The sequence below is a fragment of the Allobosea sp. CS1GBMeth4 genome (genome assembly GCF_900185715.1).
Taxonomy (GTDB): Bacteria; Pseudomonadota; Alphaproteobacteria; order Rhizobiales; family Beijerinckiaceae; genus Allobosea.
On record NZ_FYAS01000043.1, the window covers coordinates 125,187 to 137,209 of the forward strand.

The window sequence follows — 12,023 nt, forward strand, 5'->3', positions numbered from 1 at the left end:
TCTCTCCGAACGGGACCGCTCGCCATGGTCACGACGCTGCGCCTTTCGCTTCCCGGGGTGACGACCTCGCTCGGGCTCCTGTTCATGGCCGGCGCCGCGGCGCTGCTGCTCGCCGGTCCCGCAAGGCGGCCCCTCCCCGCGCTTCCGCTGCCGCAGACGGCGACCATTCCCCCGACGACGCTGCTGCACCGGCTCGACGGCGAATACAGCCGCGCCGGCCGCCCGGTCGACGCGCCGCGCGTCGCGATCGCGCTCGACAGCCCGCTCGAGATCATGCGCTACCAAGTGACGGCCGCCGACTATGCGCGCTGCGTCGCCGCCGGCGCCTGCAAGCGGCTCGACAACCCGCCGGGGCGCGGCGACCTGCCCGTGACCGGGGTGAGCTACAGCGACGCCACCGACTATGCCGGCTGGCTCTCGCGCGAGACCGGCACGCGCTGGCGGCTGCCGAAGGACGTCGAATGGGCGCATGCGGCCGGATCGCGCTTCGTCGACGACGGGCGCGGCCTCGACGGCGGCGAGACCAATCCGGCGCTGCGCTGGCTCGCCGACTACGAGCGCGAGGCCAACCGCAAGGCGGCGAGCGACCCCGCTCCGCGCCCGGTCGGCAGCTTCGGCGTCAACGAGCACGGCGTCCACGACATCGCCGGCAATGTCTGGGAATGGACGCAGACCTGCCTGCGCCGCGTCTCGCTCGACGCGGCCGGCCGCACGCTCGGCGAGACCAGCAATTGCGGCGTCTACGTCGTCGAGGGCCAGCACCGCGCCCCGATGAGCTTCTTCATGCGCAATCCCAAGGCGGGCGGCTGCTCCGTCGCGACCCCGCCCGACAATCTCGGCTTCCGGCTCGTCAGGGAGCCCGGCTGGCGCGAGCGGCTCCCGGCCGGCCTGCGCCGGCTTCTGCCGGCATGACCATCGCAGTCCGCGCCAGCAGCCTCGACGCCGCGCCACCGGCGCAGGAAGGCGGGATGGAGCTCCTGCTCTGGATCCTGATCTGGAGCGAGCTCGCCGTCTTCGGCGCGCTGCTCGGCGCCTTCCTGCTCCTGTCGGCGCTCGATCCGCCGGCGCTGACCGTCCTGCACCGCGCGCTCGACCTGCCGCTCGCCGGCATCGCCACCGCGACGCTGCTCGGCAGCGGCTTCTTCGCGGCGCGCGCCGCCTCCGGAGCGGCGCCGCGCCGCAACCTCGTCGCGGCTGCCCTGGGCGGCTTCGGCTTCTGCGCGCTGAAGCTCGCCGCCTTCGGCCACGAGCTGCCGGCGCTGGCGGCCATGGACGGCCGCCTGCCCGAACTCCATCTCCTGATCACCGGCTTCCATCTCGCCCATGTGCTGTTCGTCGCGCTGCTGCTGCTCGCCGTCGCCTGGCGGCCGGCCCCGCGCCAGGTCGCGACGGTGGCCACGGTCTGGCACCTGGTCGACCTGGTCTGGCTGCTGATCCTTCCCGTGATCTATCTGGGCTGAGATGCAGCTTCGCCGCGACATTCCCCTCGCCGCGACCCTGTGCGCCCTGCTGCTCGCGACGGGCGCGAGCCTGCTCGCCGTGGCCTGGCTTCCCGCCGGCCCGCGCGGTTTCGCCGTCGCCGCCTTGAGCCTGGTCAAGGCGGGGCTGGTGATCCTCGGCTTCATGCGCCTGCATCGCGAGAGTGCGGCGCTCGCCGGCGGCCTGATCGGCTATGCCGCGCTGCTGTGCGCGCTGGCCGGGCTCCGGATCGCCCTCGCCGGGTGATCGCGCCGCACTTGAACGGTCCCGGCGATTGCGGTCATATCCGGCCCGGGCGCCGGCCGGCGGCTCGTCGCGGACCGGGGCGCGGATCCGCCGCAAGGGAAAGACAATCACGTGGGAATGGACCGCAGCGTGTTGCGCAACATCCCGCTGTTCGCGGCGATGGACGATGCGCAGCTCGAGCGCATGACGGCCCATGCCAGCGCGCGGCGGGTGCCCCAGGGCGATTCGGTGTTCGAGCAGGGAGATCCGGCGAAGGCCTTCTACCTGCTGCTGCATGGCCGGCTGAAGGTGACGCAGGTCACCCGCGACGGCCAGCAGATCATCGTGCGCGTCGTCCATCCCGGCGACCTGTTCGGCTTCGCCCGTGCCCTCAGCCGCGCCGATTATCCGGGCACCGCCACCGCCGCGGTCGACAGCCTCGTCGCCGCCTGGCCGACCGAATCCTGGGACAGCTTCGTCGAGGGCAACCCGCATCTGGCGATGAACGCCATCCGCACGATCGGTCAGCGGCTCGACGAGGCCCATACCCGCATCCGCGAGATGTCGACCGAGGAGGTCGAGCGGCGCGTGGCGCATGCGGTGCTGCGCCTGGTCGAGCAGGCCGGCAAGCGCGACGATGTCGGGCTGCGCGTCGATTTCCCGATCTCGCGGCGCGACATCGCCGAGATGACGGGCACGACGCTGCACACCGTCTCGCGCATCCTCAGCGCCTGGGAGACGCGAGGGCTGGTCGAGGGCGGGCGCCAGAAGCTCGTGGTCTGCGATGTCGCCGGCCTGAAGCGGCTGGCGGAGAATGCCGAATAGGCTCCCCGGGCCTTCAGGCGGGCTGCGGCGCGCCGGAGACAGCCTTCGGGCCGAGGCGGGCGCCGGTCAGCACCCGCCAATAGGCCAGCGCGAAGACGAGGAAGCCCAGCGACCAGCACAGCCCGGCGAGGTGGAGCAGCAGGGTCGGGCCGTGCCCCAGCGCCGAGCAGATCCGCGCCACGGCGCCGATCACGAGCAGGACATAGGCGGCCTGGGTCGCCATCGTCGCGACGAGCGGCCGGCCGGTGTGGCCGAGGCTGGCGCGCGACATCACGGCGAGCGTCATCGTGCCGAAGGCGCCGGCGGTCCAGGCGTGCAGGCCGGCCCCCGGCGCGACCAGGCCGAAGCTCGCCGCCGCCGTCAGCGCGAATCCGACCGGCACGAACAGATAGCCGACATGCAGGATAACGAGCAGGGGATTGCGCCAGCACCGCTCGCCGGCCCAGCGGGCCAGCCTGGCGAGGTGGAGCCCGGCGCCGAGCGCCAGCGCCGCGCCGGCCGCCTGGGTGTCCGGCAGGGCGATCCAGAGGCCGAGCGCCGGAGCGGTCGCCGCGAGCACGAGCTTGTCGTAGCTGCCGAACGGCGCGGGCAGCCGGCCGGCGCCACGCGGCGCCAGCCAGTTGCGCGTGAAGCTCGGCACGATCCGCCCGGCGATCAGGGCGACCAGCATCAGCACGACGGCGATCGCGGCCCGGCGGGAGAGCTCGGCGCTGCCGGTCAGCCCCGCCTCGAGATGGAAGGCGAGATTGGCGGCGAGCAGCAGCATCACCAGCGCGACGACCGTGAGATTGCGCCAGTTGCGCCCGGCCACGATCTCGCGCGCCGCCGCGCCGGCGAGCAGGAGGAGGAAGAGGGTGTCGCCCGCCATGGCGAGAGGCCAGCCGATCACGGCCGAGGCGGTGACCGCGAGCCGCCCGGCGAGCCAGGCGAGGACGAGCACGAGCAGCGGCACGCCCTGGACCGGCAGCCGGCCGGTCCAGTTCGGGATGGCGGTCAGCAGGAAGCCGGCGATCGCCGCCGCCTGGTAGCCGAACAGCATCTCGTGGACATGCCAGTCCACCGGCGCGAAGGCGGTCGGCACGGCGAGATGGCCGGTGACGAAGGGCAGCCAGACCAGGATCGCCAGCCCGGCCTGCAGGGCCGCCAGCAGGAAGAACGGGCGGAACCCGTAGGACAGAAGGGCGGGCCCTTCATAGGCCCTGAGCCTCGGTATCGGTGCCATGCGCGCCCTCCCGCGCGGCCGGTACCCGCCGGCCGCGCCCGATCCGTCCTGTCGGAATTACTGCGCCTTGGCGACCTGGTTGGCCTTGGCGACGAGATCGGCGAAGACCTGCTTGGCCTTGCCGGGATGCTTGGCGGCCGCGGCGGCTTCGAGATTGGTCGGCTCGCCGACCACCACCAGCGCCACCATGCCCATGCCGTAATGCGGCTTGCACTTCACGCCGTAGACGCCGTTCTCCTTGAAGGTGACGGTGACGTCCTCGTTCATCTTGCCCGTGAAGGCCTCGGCGCCGGTCGGCAGCATCTCGGCGATGCTCTCGGCATTGTGGCTCTTGTCGGTCGCGACGAACTTCACCGTGTCGCCCGGCGCGATCTTCACCAGGGCCGGCTCGAACACCATGGCGCCCGCGGCGCCCTTGTTGAGCATCTTGACCTCGATCTCGGCCGCATTCGCGCCGGCCGCGGCCAACGCCATCAGCGCGCCGGCCAGAATCGTCCTGAACATCTGTCTTCTCCATGGTCGCGGCGGGCTCATCGGCCCCTCGCTGCATCGCGACACTAGGGACGGACGCCCGGCGGCTCGTTGAGAAAACGCAAACTCGCGACCGGTTCGGCGCGGGGCGCGGCCGATCCTACAGCTCACGCAGCGCCGCGGCGCCGGCCTCGGCGCTGCGCGCGATCTCGACCAGGAGCAGCGCCATCTCCTCGAAGACGCTGCGATCCGTCTCGGCCTCGGTCAGCGTGTCGAGCTCAGCGAGAAAGGAGAGCAGCGCGGCGATCCGGTCCTTGTGGTCGCGGGCGGCCGCGAGCCGCCGGCGCGCCTCGCGCCGGCGCTCGAGCCGGTCGAAACGGTCGAGCGCGCCATCCAGGGCCTCGCGGCAGGTGCAGTCGAGGTCCTCCGGCCGCAGCACTCGGCGCAGACGGACGATCAGATCGCTTACCGACGCCGGTGGTTCTCCGCGCAGCAGCTCGTCGGAGATGCCTTTGCCGTGCCCGCCCTTCATGCCGGCCTCCCTCGCCCCGGGCAGGCGCCCGGCGCCCGTTCCGTTCAGCCGCCGCCGGCCGATGTGCCGGCGCCGCGCCCGCCTCCCGCACCGGCTCCGACATGGCGATGTCCGGGAGCGGCATGGAGGAAGCCGTTGACGAGAGGCTGGTCGGGATAGAGCTCGCCGAGGCGCCGCTCGCCCTCTTCCGGGTCGAGCCGCCCGTCGGCGACCTCGCGGAACAGCCGCGCCACCGCGACCATGTCGCAGCCTTGCGGCGAGAGGCGCAGCGAGGCGAGGCCGGCCTGCCGCAAGGCGGGAATGTCGCCGAGCAGGCTGGCGCAGCCATGCGACAGGGTCTGCACGCCGTTGACCGACAGGAAGCCGGCCCCGTCGAGCGTCCTGACCGGCATGCCGTCGGGATCCTGCTCGCAGACGAAGCGGCAATTGTCCTTGGTCAGCTTGTGGGCGCGCGCATGATAGCAGCGGGCCGAGATCGCCAGCGGCAGTTTGCCGAAGGCGAAGACCTCGATCGCCACCTGCGGCAATGCGGCGGCGATGGTGGCGGCGGCGGAGAGCGGCAATTCGGGCGGCAGGCAGATGCGCTGCGCGCCGCGCCGGGCCAGGAAACCGGCCGCCATCTCGTTGTAGACGTTGACGAACGGCCCGACGGCGAAGGGCTTCGGCGCCAGCGAGGCGAGGCAGCTCAGGTCGTTGACCTCGACCAGCGCTTCCGGCGCCTGCATCAGCTCGCGCGCCTGGCGGCGCTCGCGCGGCAGCGAGACCAGGATCAGGCTCGCATGCAGCACGCGCTTGCCGGCCGCCTCCAGCCGCTCGACCACGCCGGCGACGTGATCCTGCTTGAAGGGGGCGCGCTTCGAGCACACCGCCTCGCCGACCACCACGGTGTCGACCGGCGCCTCGTCCGCGATGCGATAATGGAAGTCGCGCCAGCGTTCCGGCGACCAGTGATAGAGCACGGGACCAAGGGTGAGCTGCATCTCGAATTGTCCTGACTGGCCGGCGGCCCTAGCGCCAGCCGCGGCGATAGGCGCCGGCCGTGCTCGCCTGCCCTTCCGCCATGGCCGCGAGGCCGGCGGGGCGGACCTCCCGCCCCTGCTCGAAGGCGGCGAGGATCTCGCGGAAATGGCGCACCACCTGCGCGATATAGGCGCGCCCGCGCTGGCGCCCCTCGATCTTGAGGGCGGTCACGCCGGCCTTGCTCAGGGCGGGCAGCATCACTGCGGCGTCGAGGCTGACGGGCTCCTCGAAGATGTAGCCCGAGCCCGTCGGCACCGCGAAGCGCCCCTTGCACAGGGTGGGGTAGCCGGCCGGCTCGTCCTTGCCGAAACTGTTGATGGTGAAGCCACCCAGCGTCGAGACGATGCGGCCGCCGCGCTCGGCATAGGCGACATGGCTCGCCGGCGAGCAGACGCCGTTCATGTTCGGCGACTGGCCGGTGGCGTAGCTCGACAGCGAGCAGCGCCCCTCCTCCATCACGCACAGGCCGCCGAAGACGAAGACCTCGGTCTCGCAGCCGGTCTCGGGCACGATCGCGGCGATCTCGGTCACGTTGAGCACGCGCGGCAGCACGACCCGGCGGACGCCGAAGCTCTCGACATAGAAGCGGATCGCGTCCGGGTTGGCGGCCCCGGCCTGCACCGAGACATGCAGGCGCTGGGCCGGGTGGCGGCTGGCGGCATAGTCGAGCGTCGCCAGGTCCGCCAGGATCAGCGCGTCGGCGCCGGCCGCGACCGCATCGTCGATCGCGGACTGCCAGAGGCCGAACGAGCCGGCCCGGGCGAAGGTGTTGATCGCGACCAGCACCTTGACGCCGTGGCGATGGGCGAAGGCGATGCCCTTGCGCAGCTCCTCGCGCGAGAAGTTCAGGCCGGGGAAGTTGCGGGCATTGGTCTCGTCGCGGAAGCCGCAATAGACCGCGTCGGCCCCCGCCGTGACGGCTGCTTCCAGGCTCGCCGGCGTCCCGGCCGGACAGATCAGTTCCATCCCCGGCCTCCCGGGGCGGCCGAGGCGCCCTGCAGCCGCTGCCAGACGGCGTCGGCGAGATGCCGGCCGAGCGGCCCGAAGCCGCCGAGCAGGACGGCGCCGAAATCGATCCTTGCGTCGTCGACGGCGTTGCGCAGCGCCAAAGCGGCGGCAACGTCGCCCTCGACCCAGAGGATGCGCGAGAAGAACAGCGCGTCGCCGTCGAGCCGTCCCTCGGCCATGCCGATCAATCCGGACAGCGGGCCGTGGATGCTGGCGTCGAGCCCGGCCGGCAAGGTCCGCACGGCGCGGGCGAGCGGCCGGCGCGGCTTCGGCTCCAGCACGAAGGCGAAGGGCAGGTCGGTCGGGGCGATGCCGAAGCGCTTGTCGGCATGCTCGCCGAGGCGGTCGTAGAGATCGGGATGGGCCCGGCCGATGCGGGCGAGCATCAGCGCCAGGGCCGGCTGCAGCGGCGCGAGCGGCAGCGGCGCGATGGCGCGCGCCAGCCATGGCGGCAGCCGCACGGGAGCCGCCTGCGGCCCGGTCATGTTCGTATCCGGCATCGATCACCTCCGGCGGCGGAGACTAGGGCCGCCGGCCGCCGCCGTCCTTGCTCCGGCTCAAAGACAACTCCGGAAGATGCCGCCATGGTCGGGCAACCGGAGCCCCTGCCCTTGCCCATTCGCGACCTGCCCCGCTTCAGCGACCTCAGCGCCTTCCTCGCTTATCTCGACGCCGCCGGACAGCTGCGCAGGATCGCCGAGCCGATCAGCGTGGTGCACGAGATCACCGAGATCCACCGCCGCGTCATCGCCGAGGGCGGGCCGGCGCTGCTGTTCGAACGGCCGGTGCAGCCGGACGGCACGGTCTCGCCGATCCCGCTGCTGACCAACCTGTTCGGCACGGTCGAGCGCGTCGCCTGGGGGCTGGGCGTCCAGCCGGACAAGCTGCCGGCGCTCGGCCGCACGCTCGCCGAGCTGCGCGAGCCGAAACCGCCGCGCGGGCTGGCCGAGGCCTGGCAGGCGCTGCCGCTGGCGCGCGCCGCCCTGTCGATGCGGCCACGCCGGCAACGCCGCGCACCGGTACAGGAGCTCGTCTTCCGCGGCGAGGCCGTCGATCTCGGCGCGCTGCCGGTGCAGCTCTGCTGGCCGGGCGAGCCCGCCCCGCTGATCACCTGGCCGCTGGTGCTGACCGTGCCACCCGAGCCTTCGGCCGAGGACGAGGACGAGGGTAATCTCGGCGTCTACAGGATGCAGGTTCTCGGCCGCGACCGCGCCATCCTGCGCTGGCTCGCCCATCGCGGCGGCGCGCGCCATCACGCGCAATGGCGCCGGCTCGGCCGCGACATGCCGGTCGCGGTGGTGATCGGCGCCGATCCGGCGACGATCCTGTCGGCGGTGCTGCCCTTGCCGGAGACGGTTCCGGAGCTCCGCTTCTCCGGCCTGCTGCGCGGCGAGCGGCCGGCGCTGACGCCCTGCGTCAGCGTTCCGCTGTGCGTGCCGGCCGAGGCCGAGATCGTGATCGAGGGGCTGGTCTCGCCCGACGAGAGCGCCCCCGAAGGCCCGTTCGGCGACCATACCGGCTACTACAATTCGGTCGAGCCCTTCCCCGTGATGCGGGTGACGGCGGTGACGATGCGGCGCGCGCCGCTCTACCTCTCGACCTTCACCGGCCGGGCGCCGGACGAGCCCTCTCGCATCGGCGAGGCGCTCAACGTGCTGTTCCTGCCGCTGCTGCGCCGACAGTTCCCTGAGGTCGTCGACGTCTGGCTGCCGCCGGAAGCCTGCTCCTACCGCATCGCCGTGATCGCCATCGCCAAGCGCTATCCGGGCCAGGCGCGCCGCCTGATGCTCGGCCTGTGGTCGCTTCTGCCGCAGTTCAGCTACACCAAGCTCGTCATCGTCGTGGATGCCGACATCGACCCGCGCGACTGGGCGCAGGTGATGTGGGCGGTCGCGACCCGGGCCGATTCGAGCCGCGACCTCGTCAACCTCGCCGACACGCCGATCGATTATCTCGACTTCGCCTCGCCGAAGCCGGGCCTCGGCGGCAAGCTCGGCATCGACGCCACCAACAAGCTGCCGCCCGAGACCGAGCGGGAATGGGGCCGGCCGATGGCGATGGACCCGGCCGTCAGCGCCCGCATCGACGCGCTCTGGCCCGCGCTCGGGCTCGCCACCCCTCCCGGAGCCTCGCCATGAGCCAGCCCGCCCGCGTCATCGTCGGGATCAGCGGCGCCTCGGGCGCGGCGATCGGGCTGCGGGTGCTGGAGCGCCTGGCCGAGACCGGGCGGATCGAGAGCCATCTCGTGATCTCGCCCGCGGCCGAGCGGACGCTCGCCGCCGAGATCGGCCCGGCGGCCTCGGCGCGGGCGCGCGAGCTCGCGAGCTGCTGCCACGACCATCGCGATATCGGCGCCAGCATCGCCAGCGGCTCGTTCCGCACCGCCGGCATGATCGTCGCGCCCTGCTCGATCCGCAGCCTCTGCGCCATCGCCTATGGCCAGCTCGACGACCTGCTGGCGCGCGCCGCCGACGTCCAGCTCAAGGAGCGCCGCCGGCTGGTGCTGCTGGTGCGGGAGAGCCCGCTGCATCTCGGGCATCTGCGGGCCATGGCGCAGGTCACCGAATATGGCGCCATCGTCGCGCCGCCGGTCCCGGCCTTCTATCTGCAGCCGCGCGACATCGCCGCGATCGTCGACCAGATCGCGCTGCGCGCCATCGGCCTGCTCGACCTCGGCCCGGCCGGGCCGGCCGCGGCCGAATGGACCGGCGAGCGCGGCTAGAGCCGGATCCGATCAGATTAAACCAATCTGATCGGTGAATCCGTCTCTCGCTTCTAGTTTAGAGACCGTTTTGCCAAACAGCTAGCGGCGCAAGCTGATTGGAACGGGCTCTAAGCGGCTGGAGCCGTCGACCACCCGATCGGGAAACACCCTAGACGGCGCGGCTGTACTGGCGCGGCGGCTGGTCGAGATGGGCGTCGAAGGCCGAGGCCACCTTGCGCACCAGCAGGCGCGCATTCTCCGGCAGGACGACGCGGCTCCCGTCGAAATCGATCACGCCCTCGCGCGCCAGCTGGTCGAGCTTGCGCAGGGCGGGTTCGAGAACCTCCGGGGCGACGGGGTGCTGCGCGCGGACGGCGTCGATGTCGACCGAGAGATCGCACATCACCCGCTCGATCAGCTCGGCGCGCAGGCGATCCTCGGCCGTCAGCCGATAGCCCTTCGCGATGGGCAGCGCACCGTCGGCGACGCGCTCGGCATAGCGGCCGATCACCACCTCGTTCTGGACATAGCCCTGCGGCAGCCGCCCGATCGCCGAGGCGCCGAAGCCGATCAGCGCCTCGCAGGGATCGGTGGTGTAGCCCTGGAAATTGCGGCGGAGCCGGCCCTGTGCCAGCGCGAGCGCCATCGGATCCCCGGGCCGGGCGAAATGGTCGAGGCCGATGCGGACATAGCCGGCGGCGGCGAGGCTTTCGGCCATCGCCAGCGCCTGCGCGTGCCGCTCCTCCCCGTCCGGCAGATCGGCGGTCGCGATCCGGCGCTGGTGCTTCTTGAATTCGGGGACATGAGCGTAGCCGAAGATCGAGAACCGGTCGGGCCGCATCGCCAGGCACTGCTCGACGGTGTCGAGGCAGGATTGCACCGTCTGCTTCGGCAGGCCGTAGATCAGGTCGAAGCTGACCGCGGCGATGCCGGCGCCGCGCAGCCCCGCGACCACCGCCGCGGTCTGCTCGACGCTCTGGACGCGGTTGATCGCCTTCTGCACGGCGGGATCGAAGCTCTGCACGCCGAGGCTCGCGCGATTGACGCCGGCCGCCGCCAGCGCCGCCGTCATCGCCGGTCCGAGCCGGCGCGGATCGATCTCGACCGCGATCTCGGCTTGCGGATGAATGGCGAAACGCTCTCGCAGCAGCGCGACGAGCGCGACGAAATCGGCCGGCTCGAGAATGGTCGGCGTGCCGCCGCCGAAATGGACATGGCGCACGTCGAGCGGGCCGGAGAGCCGCGCGGCGACGAGCGCGATCTCGCCGCGCAGGGCCGCCAGATAGTCGACGATCGGCCCGTCGCGCAGGGCGACCGTGGTATGGCAGCCGCAATACCAGCACATGGAGCGGCAGAACGGCACATGCAGATAGAGCGAGGTCGCGGTGCCCGGGGCCAGGGCCTTCAGCCAGTCGGCATAGGTCTGCGCATCGACGCCGGCATTGAAATGCGGCGCGGTCGGGTAGCTGGTATAGCGCGGAAGGCGCTCGTCTCTGTAAGGCGTTGCCTGCATCGGGCGGTTCCAGTCGGCCGTTTCTCGCCCTCGTCATAGCCGGCGCGCGCGCAGCATTCTTTGACATGCTGCAAAGACGCGCGCCTCGGCTCGGTCGTCCCGGACGCGCTCTCCGCTGCGGCGGCGAGGCTGACTGGACCACCGAAACCGTCTACACTGCCTGCCCAAACACCAGGGGACGGCCCCGGTTCAAGCCCGATCGGATACCGCCTGAACCATGCCCGCAGTCGAATTGCTGCTTCGCGCCTTGTCACAGCGCGACGTCCTGACCGAAGCCGAACGGACCGCGCTCTCCGAACTCTCCCGCTACGAGCGGACGTTCCGCAAGGGCCAGTCGATCATCGGCCCGCATTCCGAACCGCAGGAAGCCGGCCTGCTGCTGGAAGGCATCGCCGGTCGCGAGGTCGTGCTCCAGAGCGGCAGCCGGCAATTGACGGCGCTGCATGTGCCGGGCGACTTCCTCGACCTCGACGTCTTCCTGCTCAAGCGCATCGACCACGGCGTGGTCGCCCTGACCGACTGCCGCACGGTGCAGATCCAGCACGCCGCCCTGCGCAGGCTGACAGAGGAAAGCCCGCATCTGACCCGGCTGCTCTGGATGACCGCCGCCATCGACGCCGCCATTCAGCGCCATTGGGCGGTGAGCATGGGCCGGCGCGACGCGCTGGAGCAAATGGCCCATCTGGTCTGCGAGCTCTATCTGCGGCTGCGGGCCGTCGGCCTCGCGGCGGACCGCGCGATGCAACTGCCCCTGTCGCAGGCGGTGCTCGCGGATGTGATGGGGGTGTCGCCCGTGCATGTGAACCGCACGCTGCGGGCCCTGCGGGCGCGCAGGCTGCTGACCTGGCGGGGAAGCCGGATCGAGATCCAGGATTTCGACGGCCTCGCGCGGCTGGCCGGCTTCGACCCGACCTATCTGAACCTGATGCATCGCCCGCGCTAGGTCAGATCGACGCGACCCGCCCGGCGCCGAGCCGCCTCCGGCAGCCGTGCGCCGGTACCGGCCATGCGCGGACGGCCGGGC

At 71.9% G+C, this 12,023-nt stretch carries 14 protein-coding genes; 7 read left to right on the top strand and 7 right to left on the bottom strand.

Translation table 11 applies throughout. The features are described from left to right. Positions 1–24 precede the first annotated feature (24 nt). The 4 genes from CS1GBM4_RS21565 to CS1GBM4_RS21580 all read left to right on the top strand — a co-directional run bounded on the left by CS1GBM4_RS21565 (position 25) and on the right by CS1GBM4_RS21580 (position 2,529). Complete coding sequence (locus CS1GBM4_RS21565) at positions 25–912, top strand: SUMF1/EgtB/PvdO family nonheme iron enzyme (RefSeq protein WP_186420817.1); 888 nt, start codon at positions 25–27, stop codon at positions 910–912. Then, complete coding sequence (locus CS1GBM4_RS21570; RefSeq protein ID WP_244607334.1) at positions 909–1,460, top strand: cytochrome c oxidase subunit 3 family protein; 552 nt, start codon at positions 909–911, stop codon at positions 1,458–1,460. Before CS1GBM4_RS21565 ends, CS1GBM4_RS21570 begins: the two co-directional genes overlap by 4 nt. Position 1,461: 1 nt before the next feature. Further along, positions 1,462–1,725 carry a hypothetical protein gene (locus CS1GBM4_RS21575; RefSeq protein WP_186420818.1) on the top strand — a complete coding sequence of 88 codons (264 nt, stop codon included), beginning with the start codon at positions 1,462–1,464 and terminating at the stop codon, positions 1,723–1,725. Positions 1,726–1,836: 111 nt separating this feature from the next. After that, complete coding sequence (locus CS1GBM4_RS21580; protein WP_244607335.1) at positions 1,837–2,529, top strand: Crp/Fnr family transcriptional regulator; 693 nt, start codon at positions 1,837–1,839, stop codon at positions 2,527–2,529. Positions 2,530–2,542: 13 nt separating this feature from the next. Here the strand turns inward: CS1GBM4_RS21580 and CS1GBM4_RS21585 are convergent, their stop codons facing one another. The 6 genes from CS1GBM4_RS21585 to CS1GBM4_RS21610 all read right to left on the bottom strand — a co-directional run bounded on the left by CS1GBM4_RS21585 (position 2,543) and on the right by CS1GBM4_RS21610 (position 7,282). Further along, a complete protein-coding gene (locus CS1GBM4_RS21585) occupies positions 2,543–3,751 on the bottom strand; it encodes an NnrS family protein (protein ID WP_186420819.1) in 1,209 nt (402 codons plus the stop codon). 57 nt (positions 3,752–3,808) lie between these two features. Beyond that, positions 3,809–4,255, bottom strand: a complete 447-nt coding sequence (locus tag CS1GBM4_RS21590; protein ID WP_186420820.1) for a pseudoazurin — start codon at positions 4,253–4,255, stop codon at positions 3,809–3,811. Positions 4,256–4,382: 127 nt separating this feature from the next. Next, the gene (locus tag CS1GBM4_RS21595; RefSeq protein ID WP_244607336.1) at positions 4,383–4,754 is read right to left on the bottom strand and encodes a hypothetical protein; all 372 of its coding nucleotides are present in this window, start codon (positions 4,752–4,754) and stop codon (positions 4,383–4,385) included. 44 nt (positions 4,755–4,798) lie between these two features. Next, a complete protein-coding gene (locus CS1GBM4_RS21600) occupies positions 4,799–5,734 on the bottom strand; it encodes a U32 family peptidase (RefSeq protein WP_186420821.1) in 936 nt (311 codons plus the stop codon). A 28-nt stretch (positions 5,735–5,762) separates the two neighbouring features. Next, a complete protein-coding gene (locus CS1GBM4_RS21605; protein WP_186420822.1) occupies positions 5,763–6,740 on the bottom strand; it encodes a peptidase U32 family protein in 978 nt (325 codons plus the stop codon). Then, positions 6,731–7,282 (bottom strand): SCP2 sterol-binding domain-containing protein, encoded by a 552-nt coding sequence (locus tag CS1GBM4_RS21610; RefSeq protein ID WP_244607337.1) that lies wholly within the window; start codon positions 7,280–7,282, stop codon positions 6,731–6,733. Before CS1GBM4_RS21610 ends, CS1GBM4_RS21605 begins: the two co-directional genes overlap by 10 nt. 111 nt (positions 7,283–7,393) lie before the next feature. Between CS1GBM4_RS21610 and CS1GBM4_RS21615 the strand changes: the two genes are divergently transcribed. Together CS1GBM4_RS21615 and CS1GBM4_RS21620 are read left to right on the top strand one after the other, a co-directional pair. Beyond that, complete coding sequence (locus tag CS1GBM4_RS21615) at positions 7,394–8,920, top strand: UbiD family decarboxylase (RefSeq protein ID WP_244607338.1); 1,527 nt, start codon at positions 7,394–7,396, stop codon at positions 8,918–8,920. Further along, positions 8,917–9,504 (top strand): UbiX family flavin prenyltransferase, encoded by a 588-nt coding sequence (locus CS1GBM4_RS21620; RefSeq protein ID WP_186420824.1) that lies wholly within the window; start codon positions 8,917–8,919, stop codon positions 9,502–9,504. Before CS1GBM4_RS21615 ends, CS1GBM4_RS21620 begins: the two co-directional genes overlap by 4 nt. A 151-nt stretch (positions 9,505–9,655) precedes the next feature. On the opposite strand, the gene hemN is transcribed toward CS1GBM4_RS21620, so the two are convergent. Beyond that, positions 9,656–10,999, bottom strand: coding sequence for an oxygen-independent coproporphyrinogen III oxidase (gene hemN / locus CS1GBM4_RS21625; RefSeq protein WP_186420825.1), 1,344 nt, complete (start codon positions 10,997–10,999; stop codon positions 9,656–9,658). Positions 11,000–11,216: 217 nt separating this feature from the next. Between hemN and CS1GBM4_RS21630 the strand changes: the two genes are divergently transcribed. Then, positions 11,217–11,942: a Crp/Fnr family transcriptional regulator gene (locus CS1GBM4_RS21630; RefSeq protein WP_186420826.1), complete on the top strand. Its 726-nt coding sequence runs from the start codon at positions 11,217–11,219 to the stop codon at positions 11,940–11,942. The last annotated feature ends 81 nt before the right edge of the window (positions 11,943–12,023 follow it).